The organism is Pseudomonas sp. Irchel 3H7, from assembly GCF_900187605.1.
GTDB lineage: Bacteria > Pseudomonadota > Gammaproteobacteria > Pseudomonadales > Pseudomonadaceae > Aquipseudomonas.
Map to the genome: position 1 here is coordinate 312,297 of NZ_FYEA01000008.1, position 21,052 is coordinate 333,348.

Below are 21,052 nucleotides of genomic sequence, written 5' to 3' on the forward strand. Positions count from 1 at the left end.
TGTAATCAACCTCATAAGGATCGAACCATGACCTCCGTAGCCGATGCCGTAAAAGCAATGCAAGCCAAGTTCAACCCAGCCGCTGCTGTCGGTCTGGATCTGGTCTTCGGTTTCAACATCACTGACGAAGACAAGCAGTACTCGCTGATCGTCAAAGACGGCACCTGCGACATCCAGGAAGGCGAAAACCCGGACGCCAACTGCACGCTGGTGCTGGACAGCGAAACCCTGAAAGGTATCGTCAGCGGCGAAACCGACGGCATGCAGGCTTTCATGGGCGGCAAGCTGCGCGTTGAAGGCGACATGATGCTGTCGATGAAACTGTCCGAACTGTTCCCGTCGTAATAACGCGTTCAGTGGCACAAGAATCCCGCCCCCTGTGGCGGGATTCTTGCGTTTCGGCCCTGTAGGAGCTGCGGCACGCTGCGATCTTTTGACCCTGTTTTTTTAGAAAGCAAAGTCAAAAGATCGCAGCCTCGTTTCACTCGACAGCTCCTATAGGGTTACCCGGGCGAACGAAGCGGCCAGTAGCTCCCGGGTATACGGATGCCGCGCCGCATGAAACAGCGTACTCGTCTCGCCACGCTCCACCACTTCACCGTCCTTCATCACAATCAAGTCATGGGCCAACGCGCGCACCACCGCCAGATCGTGGCTGATGAACAGATAGGTCAAGCCGTGCTCCGCCTGCAAACGCCGCAACAACGCGACGATCTGCTTTTGCACCGTGCGATCCAGTGCCGACGTCGGTTCATCCAGCAGGATCAAGTCGGGCTTGAGCACCAGCGCCCGGGCAATGGCGATGCGTTGCCGCTGACCACCGGAAAACTCGTGGGGATAGCGATGGCGGGTAGCCGGATCGAGACCGACTTCATGCAACACTTCAATCACTGCCCTCTCACGCTCGCTGGCGTTCAAATCGCTGTGCACCTGTAAACCTTCAGCGATGATCTGCTCCACGCACAGGCGTGGGCTGAGGCTGCCGAACGGATCCTGAAACACCACTTGCAGACGTTTGCGCAGCGGTCTGAGTTGCTTGCCGCTCAAGTGCTCCAGCGCCTCGCCCTGAAAGCGGATGCTGCCCTGGGCATCGAGCAAACGCAGAATGGCCTGGCCCAGCGTCGACTTGCCGGAACCGGATTCGCCGACAATCCCCAAGGTCTTACCGCGCTGAAGATGCAAATCAATGCCGTTGACCGCGTGCAACCAAGACTTCGCGCGCAGCCAACCACCGCCCAAACGGAAGCGCACATTGAGATCGCGCACCTCCAGCAAATCCTCGGCGGGCTCACGGCACAATGCCTCACCACCCGGCTCGGCATTGAGCAACTCAATGCTGTAAGGATGCTGCGGCGCGCTGAACAACTGTTCACAGGGCGCCTGTTCGACAATCACCCCGCCACGCATGACCGCCACCCGCTGAGCGATATTGCGCACCAGATTCAGATCATGACTGATGATCAACAGCGCCATGCCCAGGCGCTCCTGCAGTTCTTTGAGCAACAGCAGAATCTTGCGTTGCACGGTCACGTCCAGCGCCGTGGTCGGCTCGTCGGCAATCAACAACTGCGGCTCGCAAGCCAGCGCCATGGCAATCATCACCCGTTGGCGCTGACCGCCCGAGAGTTGATGCGGATAGGCCTTGAGCCGCTCGCGCGGGCGCTGAAGACCCACGAGTTCGAGCAACTGCACAATTCGCTGACGTGCAGCCGCTCCGGCCAACCCCTTGTGCAGCGCAAGGCTTTCACCCAGTTGCCGCTCAATCGTGTGCAAAGGGTTCAGCGAGCTCATCGGCTCCTGAAAAATCATTGCGATGCGGTTGCCACGCAATTGCCGCAAGTAGCGCTCATGCACGCCCAGCAGTTCCGTGCCGTCATAGCGGATGCTGCCGTCGATCCGGGTGATGGCCGGGTCAAGCAATTGCAGAATGCTGTGCGCCGTGACGGATTTGCCCGAACCGGATTCGCCGACCAGTGCCAGGCACTCGCCGGGGCGGATATCGAGGTCGATGCCGTGCACCACAGTCTGGCCATTGAAGGCGACGCGCAGGTCACGAATTTCAATCAAGTGTTCAGGCATCTCAAGTCCTCGGATCAAACGCATCGCGGCAGGCTTCGCCGATGAATACCAGCAGCGAGAGGATCAGCGCCAACGCAAAGAACGCGGTGAAACCCAGCCACGGTGCTTGCAGATTGCTCTTGCCCTGGCCGATCAACTCGCCCAGCGAAGCGCTGCCCGCCGGCATGCCGAAACCGAGAAAATCCAGTGCTGACAAGGTTGCGATTGCCCCAGTGAGGATGAACGGCAGATAAGTCAGCGTTGCGCTCATGGCATTGGGCAGGATGTGCCGAACGATCACTTGCGCATCACCTACACCCAGCGCCCGCGCCGCTTTCACGTACTCCAGACCGCGACTGCGCAGGAATTCGGCCCGCACCACATCGACCAGGCTCAACCAGGAAAACAGCGCCATGATCCCCAGCAGCCACCAGAAATTCGGCTCGACAAACCCGGACAGAATGATCAGCAGGTACAACACCGGCAGCCCCGACCAGACCTCCAGCAAGCGCTGACCGATCAGGTCGACCCAGCCGCCGTAGTAACCCTGCAAGGCCCCCGCGGCGATGCCGATCAGCGCACTCGCCGCCGTCAGCGCCAAAGCAAACAGCAGCGACACGCGGGTGCCAAATATCACCCGTGCCAGCACGTCGCGCGCCTGATCATCGGTGCCCAGCCAATTGTCGCCGCTGGGTGGACTCGGCGCCGGCTCCGTCAGGTCGTAATTGACCGTGTCGAACGCGAACGGAATCGGCGCAAACCACATTCGCCCGCCCTGCCCCTCGATCAATTGCCGCACCTGAGCACTGCGATAGTCCGGTTGAAACGGCAACTCACCGGCGAAGTCCTGCTCGGTGTAGCGCTTGAACGCCGGGAAATACCAGTCGCCCTGATACGTCACCAGCAGCGGTTTGTCATTGGCCACCAGTTCACCGCCAAGGCTCAGGCCGAACAACGCGAGAAACAGCCACAACGACCACCAACCACGGCGATGCGTCTTGAAGCGCGCCCAGCGGCGCTGGCCGATCGGAGATAACGTCAACATCAGGCAACCCTCGCGGTGAAGTCGATGCGCGGGTCGACCAGCGTGTAGCAAAGGTCGCCGAGCAGTTTTATCAGCAGGCCGAACAGGGTGAAGATGAACAGCGAACCGAACACCACCGGATAGTCGCGCGCCACCGCCGCTTCGTAACTGAGACGGCCGAGACCATCGAGGGAAAAGATCACTTCGATCAACAGCGAGCCGCCGAAGAACACCGTCACCAAGGCTTGCGGCAAACCGGCGACGACCAGCAGCATCGCATTGCGAAACACGTGCCCGTACAAAACCTGTTTTTCACTCAGTCCCTTGGCACGCGCAGTCACCACGTACAGTCGTGAGATCTCATTGAGAAAGCTGTTCTTGGTCAGAATGGTCAACGTGGCGAACCCACCAATGACCAAGGCAATCACCGGCAACACCAAGTGCCAGAAATAGTCGGCCACCTTGGCCCACGGCGACAGTTCGGCGAAGTTGTCCGAGACCAGCCCGCGTACCGGAAACCAGTCCAGCGCCGTGCCGCCGGCAAACACCACGATCAGCAGCAGCGCGAAGAGAAATCCGGGCAGCGCATAACCGATGATGATTGCCACACTGCTCCAGACATCGAACGCCGAGCCGTTGTGCACGGCTTTGCGAATGCCCAACGGAATCGACACCAGATAGGTGATCAGCGTCGCCCACACGCCCAACGACAAGGTCACCGGCAGTTTCTGCCAGATCAGTTGCGTGACGCTGGCACCGCGAAAGAAACTCTGGCCGAAATCCAGTCGCGCATAGCTTTTGAGCATCAGCCACAAACGCTCGCTGGCCGGCTTATCGAAGCCGTACTGACGCTCGATATCGGCCAGCAGTTTCGGGTCCAGCCCTCGGGTGGCGCGAGACTCGCCACCGACGGTTTCGACATGGCTGGAACCCACCGCCGCGCCGACGCCAATTCCCTGCAAGCGCGCGATGGCCTGTTCCACCGGGCCACCGGGCGCGGCTTGGACGATAACGAAGTTGACCAGCAGGATCGCGAACAAGGTCGGCACGATCAGCAGCAGACGCCGCAGGCTATAACCCCACATGGCTGTACTCCTTGTGCATCTCGTTTGTGGTCAGTGCAGTCGGGCTGATTTCCCACCAGGTGTCGAGGCCGGCGTCGTACAGCGGCGCAATCGCCGGTCGGCCGAAGCGGTTCCACCACACCGTGGAAATCCCCGGCGGGTAATAGTTGGGCACCCAGTAATAGCCCCACTGCAACACCCGATCCAACGCATGAGCATGGCGCAGCAGACTCTCGCGATTGTCGGCCCGCACCAGCCCTTCGAGCAGGGCATCGATGGCTGGATCGCGCAGCACCATGTAATTGTTCGAGCCGGGATCAGCGGCGCCATCTGAGCCGAAGTAATTGAACATCTCGCGCCCCGGCGCCTGACTCACCGGGTAACCGGCGACGATCATGTCGTAGTCGCGATTGCGCACCCGGTTGGTGTATTGCGCGGTGTCGACCTGACGGATATCGAAGCCGATGCCGATCTGCGCGAGGTTGCGTTTGAACGGTAACAACAGTCGTTCGAAACCTTTCTGGCCATTGAGAAACGTGAAGTGCAGCGGCTCGCCATTGGCGTTCACCAATTGATCGCCACGGGGTTTCCAGCCAGCGGCTTCGAGCAATTTCAAAGCCTGCAACTGTTCGGCGCGGACGTTGCCGCTGCCATCGGTTTTCGGTGCTTCAAACACCGTGGTGAACACTTCATCGGGAATCTGTCCGCGCAACGGCTCAAGAATCTTCAACTCTTCGGCATCCGGCAATGCCGTGGCCGCCAGTGCGCTGTGGGAGAAGAAGCTGCGCTGACGCAGGTACATGCCGCGCATCATCTGTCGGTTGGTCCACTCGAAATCCCAGAGCATGGCGATCGCCTGACGTACGCGACGATCCTGAAACGGCGGTTTCTGCAGGTTGAACACAAAGCCCTGCGCGCCTTGAGCGGCACCGGGTGCAAGATGTTCGCGGAGTAATTTGCCTTGCTCCAGTGCGACCCCCGCGTAGCCGATGGTGAAACTGGTGGCGGAGAATTCGCGGTTGTAATCAAAGCCACCGGCCTTGAGCACCTGCCGTGACACGTCGGTGTCGGCGAAGAACTCCACGCTCAATTGATCGAAGTTGTACAAACCGCGCGTGATCGGCAGATCCTTCGCCCACCAGTCCTGCACCCGCTGGAATTTCACGCTGCGCCCGGCATCCACCGCGCTGAGGCGATACGGACCGCTGCCGGGCGGGATCTCGAAACCACCACCCTCGGCGAAATCGCGGGTCCGCCACCAATGTTCGGGCAGCACCGGCAGTGTCGCCAGATCCAGCGGCAAGGTGCGGCTGTCGTTGTTCTTGAAGAGGAAGCGCACTTGCGTCGGCGACTCCACGACGACTTCAGCGACATCGCGAAACTGCTGGCGGTATTTGAGGCTGCCCTGGGTGGTGAACAGGTTGAAGGTGTAGCGCACGTCTTCGGCGGTGATCGGCGTGCCGTCGTCGAAACGCGCCTTCGGGTTCAGGTAGAAGCGTATCCAGCGGCGATCCGGATCCAGCTCCATCTGCTGCGCCACCAGACCGTAGACGCTGTAAGGCTCGTCCTTGCTGCGATAGGCCAGCGGTGCGTAGAGCCAGCCATCGATGTCGGCCACGCCAGTGCCTTTGTCGGTATAGGGAATCAGGTGATCGAACGGGCCGCTTTCCAGCGAAGACCGGCGCAGGCTGCCGCCCTTCGGTGCATCGGGGTTGGCGTAGGCCAGGTGCTGAAAGTCGGGGGCGTATTTGGCGGGTTCGCCGTAGACCGTTAACGCGGGTTGCGGTGCGGCCCAACTGAACGGCGTTAAAAGCGCACATGCGCTGAATAAAATGAGCCTGGAGAACATGGGCAGATCCTTTTACACGGTGCTGCTACTGGCCTCATCGCTGGCAACCACCTCCCACAGGGTCTGTGGTGTTCACAAATCCCATGTGGGAGCTGGCTTGCCAGCGATGAGGCCAGAACAGCCAATACACCTTCTGCCTACCTGTGATGTGCAACAGGCCGGCGATTTTTATAGGGCGGGCTTTAGATCAATAGGTGACTAAAATTCGCACCAACTGCTAAAGCCCGTTCTGTAGGAGCTGCCGAAGGCTGCGATCTTTCGCCGTTGGAAGATCAACAGATCGCAGTCTTCGGCAGCTCCTACAGGGCTCGTTTCAGAACTTGTAACTGACCCGCGTGTACAGCGTCCGCCCAAACGGATCGCCGTATTTCGGGTCGTAGCCGCTCTGGAACGTGTACGTCTGGTTGCTGAACGGTGGTTCGCGGTCGAACAGGTTTTTCGCGCCGAGGGTCACGCTCAGGGTCTTGCGCCAGGTGTAGGTGCCGGCCAGATCCCAGACGTTGTACGAGCCGACGTAATCGTGAGTGTCGCGATCGGAGTCGTGGTAACCGCTGGTGTAGCGGTTGGTCAGTGCGGCGCCGAACGGGCCGTAATTCCAGCTGCCGGTCAGGCTGTGCCGCCAGCGCGCCACGGCGCCCGCCGAAGCAAAGTCGCCGCCACGGAAATCGCCCAGTTTGTCGATGTAGTCGCCCTTGAGCTGTTGCTGATAGTCATAGCGAGTGACGTAAGTGCCTTGCAGGCCGATGCCGAAATTGCCGTACGGGGTGCTCGGCAGACGGTAATCGAAGCTGACGTCGACGCCGTTGGTCTTGATCTTGCCGAGGTTGGCCAGCCCGGTGACGATGTGATCGATGGAGCCGTCCGGCTTGCGGATCAGGCGATCCGGGTACAGCTCAGGATTGTCGAACACCGCCGACTCGGGGAATTCGGCAATCTGGTTGGCGATGTCGATCCACCAGAAATCCAGCCCGGCGCTCAGGCGCTCGAACGGTTGATAGACAAACCCGAGGGTAACGTTGCGCGCGGTTTCCGGGCTCAGGTCGGTATTGCCGCCACTGGTGCGATTGAACTGCTGCGCGCAATCACGGTTGGCGATACCGCCATTGCTCGGATTGCCGCCAGCGCACAAGCGCGGATCGTTGTAGTTGGCGTTGGTAAAACTGGTGAAGGTCGGGTTGTACAACTCATACAACGAGGGCGCGCGGAACCCTTCGCTGTAGGCACCGCGCACCACCAGTTCCTTGAACGGCTGGAAGCGGAACGAATACTTCGGATTGGTGGTGCTGCCGAAGTCGCTGTACTTGTCGTGACGCACGGCAGCGGACAGTTCGAGGCTGTCGAGCACCGGCACGTTGACCTCGGCGTACTCGGCCGAGACGCTGCGATCGCCGGCCACGCTGCCATTGGGATCGACACCGAGGCTTTGCACGTCGCCGGCAAACTGCGCGAAATCCTGATGGAAATCTTCCTTGCGGTATTCGCCGCCCAACGCCAGTGCCGAAGGGCCGGCACCGAACCAGTCGCCGATTTCACGGCTGATGCGCCCGTCGATAGCCTTCACCCGCCCGACCGCCGTGGCGTAATCGCCGTCCACCGCGTTGGCCGCCAACAGCGCCGAGCCGGCAGCCGTCTGCGGGCCGAACGGATTGATCACACCGTTGGCAATACCGGCACTGACGGCGCGGTCGTTGACGTAACCGTCCTGAATACTGTTGACCACTTTGTTCTGGTTGTACGAGGCACCGAGGTTGTAATCCCAACCGACCAGCGTGCCGTCGAAACTCAGCAGCAAGCGCTGACTGGTGTTGTCGTCTTCGTGCTGGCGCGCGCCGACGGCGGTTTCGCGCCAGTTCACGTCGACCGGCTGCGTCGGGTCGAGGGCAAAGCCGTTCGGCCCCGGCGTGATGCCGTTACCCGGATAGAACGTCGTACCGGGGTTGACCTGATTACCCATCAAGGTGCCGGGGCCGATTTGCGTGCGGTTTTCGTTTTGCGCCCAGAAGTATTCGAGGCTGACGTTGTGATCGTCGGACAGCTTGCCGGTGGCTTTGGCGAAGGCCGAGGTCTTCTCCGTTTCCGGCACCAGATCGAGGTAGTTCCACAGGCTCTGCCGGCAGACGCCGTTGCGCGCCAGCAACCCCGGTGCGTTGCAGCCGGAGCCGGCCAAGGGGTTGGTGGCGTTACTGCCCTGACTCCAGTTGGCCGGCGATGCGGTGCCGGAGGTGTAGTCGAGTCCACGGTTCGGCTGATAGTTGTAGGTGTAGCCGCGATCCTCAGCAGCAAGACGTTGCTGCTTGTCGTAGCTGACCACGCCGAACACGTTGAAGCGATCATCCTGCAAATCACCGAAGCCCCAGCTGCCGCTGAAGTTGCGGCTTTCACCGCCACCGGAGTGCGTCGGTGTGTCGTAGTTAGTGCTGATCTGCCCTTCGGTGAGGCTGGTCTTGGTGATGAAGTTGATCACTCCGCCAATCGCATCAGTGCCGTACAACGCCGAGGCACCATCGCGCAGCACTTCCACGCGGTCAATGGCGGCAAACGGAATGGTGTTGAGGTCAACACCCGAGCCATTGATCGCGTTGGTCGCGTTGTTGCTCAGGCGGCGACCGTTGAGCAGCACCAGCGTCTTGTTCGGGCCGATGCCACGCAAGTCTGCATAGGACGCGCCGCCACTGCTCGAACCCACCGAACGTCCGGAGCCAACCGAAGACTGGTTGGCGGAAATGCGGCTGACCAGTTCCTCGGTGGTGGTGACGCCCTGCTCGCGCAACTCTTCGACGCGCAGGATGGTGACCGGTACCGCTGTTTCTGCATCGACCCGGCGAATTGCCGTCCCCGTGACTTCGACACGCTGCAGTTGAGTGGTCGGTTCGGTTGCCGTGCTATCAGCGGCGATGGCCGGCAGCGTGTTGATTGCCAGCAGCAAGGCCAGGCTCAAAGGTGATTTGACGGGTGAAAACTGAATCATGAACAGCCATCCCTGCGTTTTGGTTTATGCAGGGATGTGCGATGACGAATCAGGATTTATAGAGGACGGTTTAGACCGTTGGGTGATGAGGTTATGCAAAAAATGCCATGCCTCAGTATCAAGCCAATGCCACTTCCTTCAACAAGCGGGTATCCAGCCCGAAACGCTCCTGAGAGATCATCTTGAACTGCCCCTCTGCCAGATCGCAACTCACCAGCAAATTCCACGAATGCCGGGTTGCCGCTGATGGGATCAGTACAAATGGATGCTCAGCCAGCAAAGCGTCGGCAAACCGCTGTTGATTGGGTGAAGGCGGTGCTGGACTCAGCCAGTAAGGATTCGGCACCTCTTCCGGCTGTACGATTCTGACCCTTGCGTCGCTGATAACTTCAAAGCAGGTCAGTACATAAGGCTCCTTGTCCAGCACATCAAAACTGCGATTAGCGGCCACCTCCAGAATGGCAGAGGACGGATCGACTGAGGCGTAAACGACACGCCGGCCGGGTGCATTCCACCGGCCTCCGTTCACCTCTGAACCAATCCCGCTGTCCCACGTACATCGGTATACCTCGGGATCCAGTCGCCACGCATACCAACGTTCATCCCAGGGCAAGGGATTCATGGAGTAACCCCGTAAATGAGCCGACCCAAATGTTGCTCCACCCTCTGGAAACCCAGTGGGTGTCGGGTCAACTCCAACGGCACGTGGCCGTTCAGGTAAGGGGTGGGCTTCTGCATCCACTCCTCCGCCCGTGGCTGTCCCCCGAATGCCCGAATGGCCATTTCCAGCACCAATGCGTATTGGTAGGCGACGACACTCTGCTGCGGGTCAAGCCGTACCGGATTGCCCTCCTTCAGGAGACGGCGCACGGTTCTGACAGATTTGCCGGTGATACGCTTGACCATGTCGCCTTGCAGATATAGCTCGGAGGTTGAAAGCATGTTGACGACGTCGCTCAATTCAAAGCCCTGGTCAGTCAGGTGGACGATCAGCAAGGCATCGTCGTCTATGTTCTGGCCGTTCACGAGCAACTCGACAGGTTTTCCGTCGGCCTTTTTCAGCCCCGTGAGCCGAGGTGTTTGTACTGTGGGCATCGCAACATCCTCCATAGGGCACCTGGCGCGATCATCGCGCCAAAAATACCGATGAGAATAAGCAGGCGTTTCATGCTCGATGTGAGGGGTACGCATAATCGATCCTTTATCTGGGAGCCTGAGCGTTCAAGCCGCTCAGCGACTTCAATGTCAGGTCCGATGCTATAGGTCGCGCTTCCGACGACCAACCTGAAAAAGTCGTCGGAAATATCCCCTGCTTGCCGCAAAAATCGCCAATTTCCGTAGGACGTAAACGCGAAATTCCAGCCATCAGCCGCCGAAGTGATAACTCACATCGAGCCACCATTGCCGTCCGTACGGGTCATAGTTGCCAGTCGGGTAGTACGGCCACCCCGCCGAGTCGTCGTGTTTAACCTGATCAAGCACGTTGTTCACGGTCAGGCCAACACTCGCCCGATCATTGAGTTTGTAACGCGCACTGGCGTTGAACACTGTCCACGGCGACAGGCGCCCGTCCCCCGCACCGTTGGTGACCGAACCGTAACGAATGCCCATCAGCGTCGCCGTGGCTTTCTGATAATCCCAGGTCAGGCTGGCGTTGACCTTGCTGCGCCAGTCGTAGTTGGTGCGTGAGGTGCGCCAGTCTTGTGTCGGCGCCTCTTCCGATTCCTTGTAGTAATGCGACAGCACCAGGGTGTAGCCCAGCGCCGAACTGAACGCACCGTACTGCCCGGCGCCCCAGCGGATGTTGCTTTTGAAGTCCAGACCACTGACCCGCTCGCTGGCGGCGTTGATCGCGTTGACCCGCACGCGATTCAGCTGGTTCGGATCGACCGCCGCATTGCCGGCGTTGCGATCGATGCGCGCCAGCGTCGATTGGCAATTGGCCGAGTTGATGTCCTGAGTGCCATTGCGGCACTCGTTCTCTTGTTGCAGCAAGCGGTTTTCATCGACGGTGGTCAGCAGATCGTCGATCTCCACGCGCCAGAAATCCGTGGAGAAATCGAAGTTGCGCGACGGCGACCAGACAAACCCGTAGGTCCAGGATTTGCCGCGTTCCGACTCCAGGTTCGCCGTGCCGCTCTGGGTGTAGTCAACGCGCCCGCGTTCACAGGCACCCTCCACGCCCTGGCTGCAACCGTAGTAATCGATTTGCGCCGGGTAGTAGCCGTTGCTGTCGGACTGATAGATGTAGTTCAGGTCCGGCGCACGGAAACTGGTGCCGTAACTGCCGCGCAGCAACAGGCTGGTCACCGGGCGCCATTCCAGCCCGAGGTTGTAGGTTTTCTGCTGCTCGGTGCGGCCACTGAACTTGTATTGATCCCAGCGCCCGGCGGCAGTCGCCAGAATCGTGTCGGTGACCGGAATGCTGAACTCGCCGCCCGCCGCATAACGCTTGCGCGAGCCCCCGGAGCTTTGCTGTGGGCTTACGCCGTAGAACGTGCCGTCGTTGAGGCCGTCATCCGGATCGACACGGTATTCCTGCTTGCCCGCCTCCAGCACCCCGGCGAAGCCCACCGGACCGGCCGGCAGATCGAACAGATCACCGTTGACCGAAGCGTTGTAGCTGGTCGATACCGACTTGCTGCTCTGGGTCAGGTTGCCGCGAAACTGCTGCCACTCCTGCGGCGTCAGTGGCCGGTCGAGCCGCGAGGCGTCCGGGGCGAACACCGGATAACCGCCGCTCACACCCAACTGCGGACCGAGGTAGAAATCCTGAATCGATGCCAGCGGCGTGTAGCGAGTGGTTCTGACGCTGCGATACTCCGAGCGATTGGCCGCCAGATCGTAACTCCAGCCAGTGTCGGCGATCTTGTCCGAGAGGCCGAGGGTGCCGGTCCACGAGGTATCGCGCCACTTACTGTTATTGCTGGTGCGTCCGCCGATCTCTTCCTCACCGAAACGGCGATACCAGCGTTCCAGATTGCCGCTGTTCTGGTTGATGAAGTCCGGCGAGGTGAAGGTCGGCCCGCGTGTGTTGTTCTGGATGTGGTCGAGGCCGTACATCAAATCGGCGAAGACCTGACCGCTGTCACTGAAATGCCAGGTGCCACGGGTGTAGCCGTCGTAGTTTTCTTTCTGGGTCTGCACGGTCCAGTAATCGTTGTACATCTGGTCGGTACGGCAGCGCCCGCCACTGTTGACCAGTTTGTTGTCGAAGGTGCCCTGATAGGCGCCGCAACCTGGTCCCAGATAGCGACTGTTACTCAAGTCGCGGCGGTAACCGACGTCCGCCAGCGGGCCGTTTTGCATAAAGCCACGGTCATCGGCCCAGATTGGATCGCGGTTAGTCAGCTCCAGGCCAAACAAACCGTCGAAGTCGCCCCAACTGCCGCCGCCACTGATCTGCAAACGCTGGTTGTCACCGCCGCCGCGCTCACTGGTGCCGCCCTTGAGATTGACGTCGACGCCGTTGATCTTGTCCTTGAGGATGATGTTGACCACCCCGGCGATCGCGTCCGAGCCGTAAATCGCCGAGGCGCCGCTGCTGAGGATTTCGATGCGTTCGATGACCGCCGACGGAATGTTCGCCAGGTTGGTGAAGTTGACCTTGCCGTCGTATGGCGTCGGGTAATCGGCCACGCGACGGCCATTGATCAACACCAGCGTATGGTTCGGGCCGAGGCCGCGCAGGTTGAGTGCACTGGCCGCCGGTTGCCAGGTATTGCCGTAATCTTCGCCTTGGGTCATGCCGGTGTTTTGCGTTTGTGTGGCCAGGGCGTCGTAGACGTTTTTGTAGCCGCGCGCTTCCATTTCTTCGTGGGTGATGACGTTGACCGGCGTGGCGCCATCGCTTTGCGCGCGTGCAATGCGCGAGCCGGTGACGGTGATTTTTTCCATGCGGTAATCGGCGCTGGTGACCGGTGCCACGGCAGTGACTTTCACCGGCGCATCGGCTGCGCGAACGGTCAGCCCCTGAGCGCTTTGCTCGACTTGCAGGCCGCTGCCGAGCAAAGCCTTTTCCACTGCCTGACGACCGCCCAACGCCCCGCGCACCGCCGCGCTGCGTTTGCCCTGCACCAGCTCCTGACTGAAGGAAATCGGTACACCGCTCTGTCGCGAGATGCCCAGCAGCACTTCGTCGAGCGGTCCGCTAGCGATGTCGAAGGTGAACACCGCCGCAGCAGGTTCCTGAGCGACTGCCGCCAGTGGACTGAGGCCCAGCGCCAAGGCAGCGGCGAGGGTCAATCGAGGTAATTGTTGTTTGAATGAGAACATCGAAGGGTTTCCCTGTTGGAGGCATCTGCAGGGAATGAGCAGCGGGCCGGCGCTTTTTATAGGGCGGCGATTAGGCCAAGAAGTTATGGATTTATAACCGCGCGTCGACGCTGACCCAGTACGGGTTGTGCCAGGTCACGCGGATCGGCAGCGAGTGCTCCAGCAGTTGCAGGGTGCGATCACTGTCGTCGAGCGGATACAGCCCGCTGAGGCGCAGATCGGCAACTTCCGGACTCAGATGCAAAATGCCGCGACGGTAACGGCGCAGGCTGTCGATGACCTCGCGCAGAGGCCGGTCGCGGACTTCCAGGCGCCCCTGCACCCAGGCACTTTCCTGGCCGTTGCTGCGCTCCAGCGCCAGCAACCCGGCACCGTTGAACAGCAGACTTTCGCCGGCCGCCACCACTTGCCGCGCGCCACCTGCGGTGACTACTTCAACTTGCGAATGAAGCATCACCAATCGCGTCGCCTCCTCGCTGTACTGCACGAGAAACTTCGTCCCCAGTGCACGCATGCGACCGTGCCCGGTCTCGACCACAAAGGGCCGCGCCGATTCTTTGGCCACGTCGACCAACAATTCACCACTGCGCAACGCGAGCAGTCGTTGCTGGCCGTCAAACAAAGGCACCACACGACTGCGCGCATTGAGCGCCAACGCACTGCCGTCGGCCAAGGTGAAGTCACGTCGCTCGCCGGTTCCGGTCGACAACTCCCCCGCCTCCGGCAGCCAGCCGTAACGCCGTCCGAGCAACCCGGCCAACAGCGCAATGCCGAGCACACTCAAACTGCCGCTGATAAAGCGTCGCCGACTCGACGGCGCATTGAGACTGTGCAGCAGGCTGTTGCGCGGCACGTTGCGCAGGCTCGGGTTACGCAGCAGATTGAGGCCGCCGCCCATTTGATCGATAACCTGCTGATGCCGAGGATCAGCAACACGCCAAGCCTCGAATGCGGCCCGCTCGGCCATGCCCGCCTCGCCCGATTGCAGCAACGCCAACCATTGCGCCGCCTCGTCGATCACCGCTTCGTCCGGCCTCATGCCTGCATCGCCTGATAGCAGCGCTTGAACGCTTCGACCATGTATTGCTGTACGCGGCTGGTGGAGACACCGAGGCGCTCGCCGATCTCGCTGTAAGTCAAACCGTCGAGTTGATGGTAGAGAAACGCCGCTTTTGCCTTGGCCGACAGCCCATTGAGCAGGCGATCGACCGCCAGCAGTGCTTCGATCACCAGCGCGCGTTCTTCCGGGGACGGATGCACCGGCTCGGGCGCGAGCGCCAGACTGTCCAGATAAGCGCGTTCAAGGTCCTGACGGCGCCAACCTTCGTACACCAGCCGCCGGGCGATGGTGGTCAGCAGCGCGCGTGGCTCACGAATGGCCGTGGGGTCCGGCAGTGCCAATACCCGCAAAAAGGTTTCCGAGGCAATGTCTTGCGCACTGTGCGGGCAACCCAGCGTGCGGCCAACGGCAGCGCACAGCCAGCGATAGTCCTTTTGGAACATCTGCCCGATGATCTGGTAATGCGGGTTGTACCCACCCATGCCTTGCTCCCTGAAACGGGTCCCACCCGCTGCGAAAAACCATCGTTCTGCCGGGATCGTCCGGCTCTGATCAGGCGCGACTGTGCAATAGCCTCGAAGACATTTGAAGTAATAAAAAATCAGCACAAGCAAACCATTGAGCATAAGGCGTTTGGTCGCCGCAGAAACATTGGCTGACACAACGTTGACCTCGGTCACTGGCGCGTGGCCGGCCACTGATTAATCTCGCGGCTCCATCGAAAGCCAAGGACGGCTCAGCGAGAGCCCGTGGCTGAATCCACTCAAGGAAGAGCAAGCATGCGACCACTCAACATCATTCTGCTGTCGTCAGCATTCAATGGCCTGACCCAACGCGCCTGGCTGGAACTGCGCGAGGCCGGGCACTCACCCAGCGTCGTGCTGTTTACCAATGAACAGGCTGTGTGCGAACAGATCGAGAACAGTGGCGCGGATCTGGTGATCTGCCCGTTCCTCAAGGACCGCGTTCCGCAGGCACTGTGGAGCAACGCCGAGCGTCCGGTGGTGATCATCCATCCCGGCATCGTCGGCGATCGCGGCGCCAGTGCCCTCGACTGGGCGATTACCAACGAGCTGCCGAGCTGGGGCGTCACCGCACTGCAGGCCGTCGAGGAAATGGACGCCGGCCCGGTGTGGGCTACCTGCGAATTCAATCTGCCAGCGGGCCTGCGCAAATCCGAGCTGTACAACGGTCGGGTCAGTGACGCGGCGATTCGCTGCATACGCGAAGTGGTGGAGAAATTCGTCGAAGGCTTTGAGCCGGTGGCGCTGGATTACGCCGATACGAAGGTGCGCGGGCGCTTGCAACCGAACATGAAACAGGTCGACCGCAGTTTCAGCTGGCACGATTGCGCACGCTTCATCAAACGTTGCATCGATGCCGCCGACGGCCAGCCCGGCGTGTTGGCGAGCCTCGCTGGCGGTCAGTATTACGTGTACGACGCACACCTCGATTCGCGCAGCGGCATGCCCGGCGAGATTCTCGCGGTGCATGACGATGCGGTGCTGGTTGCGGCGGGTGATCAAAGCCTGTGGATCGGCGCACTGCGGCGTAAACCGCAACCTGGCGAAGAAACCTTCAAGCAACCGGCGCGGCACCTGTTGGCCGGGCAACTGACCGACGTGCCGGTGCTGGACTGGTCGATCGCTACACAGCCGTTCAGTGACGAAGCCTATCAACCGCTTCGTTATCGCGAATCCGGCAACGTCGGCGAATTGACCTTCGAGTTCTACAACGGCGCCATGAGCACCGAGCAATGCCAGCGCATGGTCGCCGCGCTGCGCTGGGCCAAGTCCCGTGATACCCAAGTGTTGCTGATCAAGGGTGGGCGCGGCAGTTTTTCCAACGGCGTGCATTTGAATGTGATTCAGGCTGCGCAGGATCCTGGCGCCGAAGCCTGGGCCAATATTCAGGCAATCGACGACGTCTGCGCAGAACTGCTGACGGCCCGGCAACTGGTGGTCAGCGGCGTCACCGGCAACGCGGGCGCCGGTGGCGTGATGCTCGCACTGGCGGCCGACATCGTGTTTGCCCGCGCCGATGTGGTGCTCAATCCGCATTACAAGAGCATGGGTTTGTACGGCTCCGAATACTGGACCTACAGCCTGCCCCGCGCCGTCGGCCCGGCGATGGCCGAGCAATTGACCCAGGCTTGCCTGCCGGTAAGCGCGGTGCAGGCGTGGCAACTGGGCATGGTTCAGGAAATCGGCCCGCGTTGCCCGGACGAGTTTTCGTTGTGGTTGCTGCAGCGGGCCAATGCTGTGCTGAGCGATCCGACCTATGCCGCGGTGCGCGAGCGCAAGGCGCGGGTTGATCAGGCGTTGATCCAGCAATGCCGCGAAACCGAGTTGCAGGAGATGCAGGAGGACATGCTCTACAACCGCCATCAGTTTGCCGAGAAGTGCCGAAATTTTGTCTTCAAGCGTAAGGTGTGTGGCACGCCGGCGCGGTTGATTGAAGAGTGGGCGCGGGTGCGTTTGACCGAGTTGGCCAGTTGATTTTGGCGCTGACTGCATTTTCCCTCACCCTAGCCCTCTCCCAGAGGGAGAGGGGACCGACCGAGGTGTCTGGCGCCCTGCATCGACCTGAAAAATCGAGTCGATTATGGATTCAACGCTGATCGTTCAAGTCAGTGCATTGCTTCAATATCCCCCAATCGGTCCCCTCTCCCGCCGGGAGAGGGTTAGGCGGGCGGCGATCCGATGAGGGGCTTTTGCCGTTACAATGCCGCACCTCAAACACCGGCCCGCCCATGGACATCGATCTCGCTCGCACCTTTCTGGAAATCGTCCGTCACGGCAGCCTCGCCGCCGCCGCACAGAAGCTGTTCGTCACGCAAACGGCAATCACCGCCCGGGTGCAGAAACTCGAAAGCCAGCTAGGCAGTACGCTGTTCGTGCGCAACCGCGCCGGGGCGAAACTGACGCCCAATGGCGAGGCCTTTGTGGTCTACGCCAATCAGCTGGTGCAGACCTGGGAAGCGGCGCGCCGCGACCTGCCACTGCCCGAGGGTTATCACAACGTGCTGCACATCGGCGGCGAAGTCAGCCTGTGCAACCCGTTGATGCTCAGTTGGGCGGCGGAACTGCGCGAGAAGATTCCCGGGCATGCCCTGCGCATGGAAATCCGCGACGGTGAAAACCTGCTGCGCCAGTTGGAACTCGGCGTGCTCGACGCGGCACTGGTCTATCAGCCGGAATACTGGCCGGGCTTGCAGGTCGAGCAAGTGCTGGAAGAAAAACTGATTCTGGTGCGCGCTCCCGATCGCCCCGATCCCTACGTCTACATCGACTGGGGCCCGGACTTCCGCCGCCAGCATGACGCTGCCCTGCCGGAAAAAGCCAAAGCGGCGCTGAGTTTCAACCTCGGCCCGCTGGCCCTGCAATACATCCTCGAACACGGCGGCAGCGGCTACTTCCGCACTCGTGTGGTGCGCACCTACCTGGAAAGCGGCGCCCTCGAAGCGGTGACCAAAGCTCCGGAATTTGGCTACCCGACTTACCTTGTCTACTCACGCGATCGCGATTCGGCGACGCTGCAGCAAGCCTTCCACCTGCTGCGCGAAGTGATCCGCACCGATGACGACTGGTCGCAACGCTGGAACCCTTTGAGCTGAAGCGGCAGCATTACACCGGAGCATGGCGCATGTGCCATCGAGGTCCGGCCTGCACAAACGGCCGGATCGGCTAATCTGCCGGGTATAACAACAATACCCGCAGGTGAAGCAGTGAGGCAGACCACCGAGATATTCCGCAGCCGTTACCGTGCGGCCATTCATCCGCTGTACAGCCCTTGGCTGCACGGCGCCTTCGTGCTGTTGTTCGGGGTGCTGGCCATCGGTGGGTTCTGGAGCAGCGTGCAGCAGGTCAGCTTGCTGGAATGGCTGACAGTGCCGCTGACCCTGCTGTTGTTCAATTTCGGCGTGTACATGGTCCATCGCCATCTCGGCCACCACAAAAAAGCCTTCGCGAAAATGTTCTACGCCCGGCATGCCGGCGATCATCACAGCTTCTTCACCCCCGGCCACATGACCTACGACAGTGCCCGCGACTGGCGGGTGATTCTGTTCCCGGCGTGGCTGATCGTAGTGCACACGCTGGTGATTACCCTGCCGCTGTGGTGGCTGATCGCACAAGCCAACGCCAACGTCGCCGGACTGTTCGGCGGCTGCATGGTCCTCGGTTATCTGACTTACGAAATATTCCACGCCTGCGAACACCTGCCGCCGCACAACCCGCTGACCCGCCTGCCGTGGATCCGCCAGATGCGCCGTCTGCACGAATTGCATCACCGCCGCGAGCGCATGCAGGAGCGCAACTTCAACATCGTTCTGCCGCTGATGGACTACCTGTTCGGCACCCTGTACTGGGAGCCGGAAACCGCCCCTTTGAGCTATTCGAGAATGCCCATGACCCGTATGCAGCACACCATCGATATCGCTGGCGACCCGATTGCCGTGCTCGCCTACGCCGCCAGCGTCGGTCGCTGGCCGGAGTGGCACCCCTCTTCGCTGAAAATCGACGGCGCCCACGGCCCGCTGCATGCCGGCTCGCGCTTCGAAGAGGACATTCACGCGGGTGGACGTGAAGGCCATTTGAGCTGGGAGGTCACCGAGTATTTGCCCGGTCGGCGCTGGTGCGCGCGGGCGCAAGGCGATCATGGATTGTCGTTGCTGCTGACCTATGAATGCAGCGCGGCAAGCAGCGGCACGCGGTTCGTGCGCACGCTGGATTATCGCTTCGAAGGACTGGGCATGCGCATCGCCAATCACCTGCTGCTGAAACGGCGCATCGAGCGTGAATCCGCCGCATCAATGCTGGCGCTGCGCGACATGGCCGCGCAATACCTGGCATCGACGAGGGCCAGCGCGTGAAGCTACGGCATCTGTTGTTGCTGCTGATCCTCATCGTCATCGCGTTCTTATTATTGATGCCGACCAAAGTCGAACCCGTGGCCTGGACGCCGCCTCCAGCACCTTCGCTGAAAGAAGGTCTCTACGCCGAGAATCAGAAACTCAAAGGCGCAGTGCAGGTCGGGCCGAGCGACATCGAGGGACCGGAAGCCTTGCTGCTGGAGAGTGACTTCCTGATCACCGGACTGCACGACGGCCGACTGATCCGCACCAGCCTCGACGGCCAGCAACGCAAAGTACTCGCCGACACCGGTGGCCGACCGCTGGGATTGGCCCGGCATCCGAACGGCTTGCTGGTCATTGCCGATGGGGTCAAGGGCTTGCTGTCCCTCGATGCGCAAGGTCAGCTGGTTCCTTTGACCACGGAGGCCAATGGACTGGCCTTCGGTTTTACTGATGACGTGGCCATCGACAAGTCCGGGCATTACGCCTATTTCAGCGATGCTTCCAGCCGCTGGGGTTATGGCCATGACGGCGAGGCGGTCATTGAGCACGGCGGCGATGGACGTCTGCTGCGCTATGACTTTCAGAGCGGCAAAACCAGTGTGCTGCTGGACAAGCTGGAGTTCGCCAACGGCGTGACCCTCGGCCCGGACGACGCCTATGTGCTGGTCAACGAAACCGGTGCCTATCGCATCAGCCGTTATTGGCTGACCGGGCCGAAAGCCGGCACTCACGACCTGTTCATCGACAACCTGCCGGGGCTGCCGGACAACCTGGCGTTCAATGGCAGCAATCGGTTCTGGGTGGCGTTGTATGCGCCGCGCAATGCTCTGCTTGATGGCACTGCGGGGCATCCATTCGTGCGCAAGATGATCGTGCGGGCGCTGAAGGTTTTACCGAAACCGGTGGAGAAGCGCGGGTTTGTTCTGGGGCTGGATCTGGACGGCAAGGTGCTCGCCAATCTGCAGGATGCGAGCAGTGGCAATTATTCGCCGATTACCACGGTGCGCGAGTATGGGCCGTGGTTGTATTTCGGCTCGTTGAAGGCGACGCATATGGCGCGGATGCCGTTGGATGCGGCGCTGAAGTGAACCTGCTGGATCTGTATCGAGCCTACTGACGCCATCGCTGGCAAGCCAGCTCCCACAGGGTTCTTTGCTGACCACGGCATTTGCGGACAACACCATTCACTGTGGGAGCTGGCTTGCCAGCGATGGCGATCTTTCAGTTGCTGGACTTGTCGAACTTGTCCGGATCTTCGTCTTCGGGAAGATCCTCATCCGGTTCTTCAGGATTGGCCGTGGTATGCGCCGGGCTGTTGGGTTCGGGATGCGTGGGAACCGGGTCGAATGCGCCCTGCTCTTCACTGGGGAATTTGGGATCGTTCATAAGGCACCTCGTAAAGAGTCGGTAAAAGAAGACTCTGTACATTCGAGGTGCCGGTCGGGGCTGTCGTTCCCGTCAATCCGCAACCGCAGGTCGGCGGATCAACAAGGCCTCAGGTTCGCGCCTGCAATTGCTCGACAATCTTGTCTTTGACCTGCAAGCGCTTTTCTTTGAGTTTTTTCAGCGTGTCGTCGCTGGGAGCATCCGAGGTGGCAGTCTCGGCCTTGACTACCTCGGCGTCCGCCTGGGAGTACTTGTTGATCAGGGCATCCAGATGTGGATCCGCGGTGCGTTTTTGCTGGATCTCTTCCTTTGTAAGCTTCAAGTCCTGTAACAGATCATGGGTCACCGGCATGGAACACCTCCGTCAGTTGATCGGCTGGCCAACACGACCGATTGCGCTGGCCAGTTATCAGAATGGCCTCGGTTGGGCGCTTCTGTCGACCACCTGTCAGACCAGCGGTGTCCGTTCGTCGCCCTGTCGCAAATGCGATCAAACCTTTATTCGCCACA

Annotated in this window: 17 protein-coding genes; 5 read left to right on the forward strand and 12 right to left on the reverse strand. The window is 60.7% G+C overall.

Annotated features, from left to right (window positions below):
- The first annotated feature begins 27 nt into the window (after window positions 1-27).
- Window positions 28-345 (forward strand): SCP2 sterol-binding domain-containing protein, encoded by a 318-nt coding sequence (locus CKW38_RS17455; RefSeq protein WP_095113380.1) that lies wholly within the window; start codon window positions 28-30, stop codon window positions 343-345.
- Between the two features lie 150 nt (window positions 346-495).
- Here CKW38_RS17455 and CKW38_RS17460 read toward each other — a convergent pair whose 3' ends face one another.
- From CKW38_RS17460 to CKW38_RS17505, 10 genes are all read right to left on the reverse strand, one after another.
- Window positions 496-2,079: an ABC transporter ATP-binding protein gene (locus CKW38_RS17460; RefSeq protein ID WP_095113381.1), complete on the reverse strand. Its 1,584-nt coding sequence runs from the start codon at window positions 2,077-2,079 to the stop codon at window positions 496-498.
- Between the two features lies 1 nt (window position 2,080).
- Window positions 2,081-3,103 carry an ABC transporter permease gene (locus CKW38_RS17465; RefSeq protein WP_095113382.1) on the reverse strand — a complete coding sequence of 341 codons (1,023 nt, stop codon included), beginning with the start codon at window positions 3,101-3,103 and terminating at the stop codon, window positions 2,081-2,083.
- On the reverse strand, window positions 3,103-4,167 hold the full coding sequence (locus tag CKW38_RS17470) for a microcin C ABC transporter permease YejB (RefSeq protein WP_095113383.1): 1,065 nt from the start codon (window positions 4,165-4,167) through the stop codon (window positions 3,103-3,105). The genes CKW38_RS17465 and CKW38_RS17470 overlap by 1 nt, the downstream gene beginning before the upstream one ends.
- Window positions 4,154-5,995, reverse strand: coding sequence for an extracellular solute-binding protein (locus tag CKW38_RS17475; RefSeq protein WP_095113384.1), 1,842 nt, complete (start codon window positions 5,993-5,995; stop codon window positions 4,154-4,156). Before CKW38_RS17475 ends, CKW38_RS17470 begins: the two co-directional genes overlap by 14 nt.
- A 313-nt stretch (window positions 5,996-6,308) precedes the next feature.
- Window positions 6,309-8,963 (reverse strand): TonB-dependent receptor, encoded by a 2,655-nt coding sequence (locus CKW38_RS17480; RefSeq protein WP_095113385.1) that lies wholly within the window; start codon window positions 8,961-8,963, stop codon window positions 6,309-6,311.
- A gap of 118 nt (window positions 8,964-9,081) precedes the next feature.
- On the reverse strand, window positions 9,082-9,585 hold the full coding sequence (locus CKW38_RS17485) for an RES family NAD+ phosphorylase (RefSeq protein WP_095113386.1): 504 nt from the start codon (window positions 9,583-9,585) through the stop codon (window positions 9,082-9,084).
- Complete coding sequence (locus CKW38_RS17490) at window positions 9,582-10,058, reverse strand: antitoxin Xre/MbcA/ParS toxin-binding domain-containing protein (RefSeq protein WP_007912557.1); 477 nt, start codon at window positions 10,056-10,058, stop codon at window positions 9,582-9,584. The genes CKW38_RS17485 and CKW38_RS17490 overlap by 4 nt, the downstream gene beginning before the upstream one ends.
- 270 nt (window positions 10,059-10,328) lie before the next feature.
- Window positions 10,329-13,238: a TonB-dependent receptor gene (locus CKW38_RS17495; protein ID WP_095113387.1), complete on the reverse strand. Its 2,910-nt coding sequence runs from the start codon at window positions 13,236-13,238 to the stop codon at window positions 10,329-10,331.
- A 91-nt stretch (window positions 13,239-13,329) separates the two neighbouring features.
- Entirely contained in the window at window positions 13,330-14,277 is a 948-nt protein-coding gene (locus CKW38_RS17500; protein WP_095113388.1) for a FecR domain-containing protein, read from the reverse strand.
- Window positions 14,274-14,780 carry a sigma-70 family RNA polymerase sigma factor gene (locus tag CKW38_RS17505; RefSeq protein WP_007912551.1) on the reverse strand — a complete coding sequence of 169 codons (507 nt, stop codon included), beginning with the start codon at window positions 14,778-14,780 and terminating at the stop codon, window positions 14,274-14,276. Before CKW38_RS17505 ends, CKW38_RS17500 begins: the two co-directional genes overlap by 4 nt.
- A gap of 297 nt (window positions 14,781-15,077) precedes the next feature.
- Here CKW38_RS17505 and CKW38_RS17510 point away from each other — a divergent pair, with 297 nt between their 5' ends.
- From CKW38_RS17510 to CKW38_RS17525, 4 genes are all read left to right on the forward strand, one after another.
- Window positions 15,078-16,796, forward strand: a complete 1,719-nt coding sequence (locus CKW38_RS17510) for a hydrogenase maturation protein (protein WP_095113389.1) — start codon at window positions 15,078-15,080, stop codon at window positions 16,794-16,796.
- A 254-nt stretch (window positions 16,797-17,050) separates the two neighbouring features.
- Entirely contained in the window at window positions 17,051-17,914 is an 864-nt protein-coding gene (locus CKW38_RS17515; protein ID WP_007912548.1) for a LysR family transcriptional regulator, read from the forward strand.
- Window positions 17,915-18,025: 111 nt separating this feature from the next.
- Window positions 18,026-19,171 carry an SRPBCC family protein gene (locus tag CKW38_RS17520; protein ID WP_095113390.1) on the forward strand — a complete coding sequence of 382 codons (1,146 nt, stop codon included), beginning with the start codon at window positions 18,026-18,028 and terminating at the stop codon, window positions 19,169-19,171.
- Window positions 19,168-20,244 carry an SMP-30/gluconolactonase/LRE family protein gene (locus tag CKW38_RS17525; protein WP_095113391.1) on the forward strand — a complete coding sequence of 359 codons (1,077 nt, stop codon included), beginning with the start codon at window positions 19,168-19,170 and terminating at the stop codon, window positions 20,242-20,244. Before CKW38_RS17520 ends, CKW38_RS17525 begins: the two co-directional genes overlap by 4 nt.
- A gap of 133 nt (window positions 20,245-20,377) precedes the next feature.
- On the opposite strand, the gene CKW38_RS30215 is transcribed toward CKW38_RS17525, so the two are convergent.
- Together CKW38_RS30215 and CKW38_RS17530 are read right to left on the reverse strand one after the other, a co-directional pair.
- The gene (locus CKW38_RS30215) at window positions 20,378-20,542 is read right to left on the reverse strand and encodes a hypothetical protein (protein ID WP_007912545.1); all 165 of its coding nucleotides are present in this window, start codon (window positions 20,540-20,542) and stop codon (window positions 20,378-20,380) included.
- A gap of 109 nt (window positions 20,543-20,651) precedes the next feature.
- The gene (locus CKW38_RS17530) at window positions 20,652-20,894 is read right to left on the reverse strand and encodes a YdcH family protein (RefSeq protein WP_016983385.1); all 243 of its coding nucleotides are present in this window, start codon (window positions 20,892-20,894) and stop codon (window positions 20,652-20,654) included.
- Window positions 20,895-21,052: the final 158 nt, after the last annotated feature.

Bases quoted from the DNA above. Each gene is read 5' to 3' on its own strand.
- CKW38_RS17455 (WP_095113380.1), top strand. From the start codon at position 28: ATGACCTCCGTAGCCGATGCCGTAAAAGCAATGCAAGCCAAGTTCAAC.
- CKW38_RS17460 (WP_095113381.1), bottom strand. From the start codon at position 2,079: ATGCCTGAACACTTGATTGAAATTCGTGACCTGCGCGTCGCCTTCAAT.
- CKW38_RS17465 (WP_095113382.1), bottom strand. From the start codon at position 3,103: ATGTTGACGTTATCTCCGATCGGCCAGCGCCGCTGGGCGCGCTTCAAG.
- CKW38_RS17470 (WP_095113383.1), bottom strand. From the start codon at position 4,167: ATGTGGGGTTATAGCCTGCGGCGTCTGCTGCTGATCGTGCCGACCTTG.
- CKW38_RS17475 (WP_095113384.1), bottom strand. From the start codon at position 5,995: ATGTTCTCCAGGCTCATTTTATTCAGCGCATGTGCGCTTTTAACGCCG.
- CKW38_RS17480 (WP_095113385.1), bottom strand. From the start codon at position 8,963: ATGATTCAGTTTTCACCCGTCAAATCACCTTTGAGCCTGGCCTTGCTG.
- CKW38_RS17485 (WP_095113386.1), bottom strand. From the start codon at position 9,585: ATGAATCCCTTGCCCTGGGATGAACGTTGGTATGCGTGGCGACTGGAT.
- CKW38_RS17490 (WP_007912557.1), bottom strand. From the start codon at position 10,058: ATGCCCACAGTACAAACACCTCGGCTCACGGGGCTGAAAAAGGCCGAC.
- CKW38_RS17495 (WP_095113387.1), bottom strand. From the start codon at position 13,238: ATGTTCTCATTCAAACAACAATTACCTCGATTGACCCTCGCCGCTGCC.
- CKW38_RS17500 (WP_095113388.1), bottom strand. From the start codon at position 14,277: ATGAGGCCGGACGAAGCGGTGATCGACGAGGCGGCGCAATGGTTGGCG.
- CKW38_RS17505 (WP_007912551.1), bottom strand. From the start codon at position 14,780: ATGGGTGGGTACAACCCGCATTACCAGATCATCGGGCAGATGTTCCAA.
- CKW38_RS17510 (WP_095113389.1), top strand. From the start codon at position 15,078: ATGCGACCACTCAACATCATTCTGCTGTCGTCAGCATTCAATGGCCTG.
- CKW38_RS17515 (WP_007912548.1), top strand. From the start codon at position 17,051: ATGGACATCGATCTCGCTCGCACCTTTCTGGAAATCGTCCGTCACGGC.
- CKW38_RS30215 (WP_007912545.1), bottom strand. From the start codon at position 20,542: ATGAACGATCCCAAATTCCCCAGTGAAGAGCAGGGCGCATTCGACCCG.
- CKW38_RS17530 (WP_016983385.1), bottom strand. From the start codon at position 20,894: ATGCCGGTGACCCATGATCTGTTACAGGACTTGAAGCTTACAAAGGAA.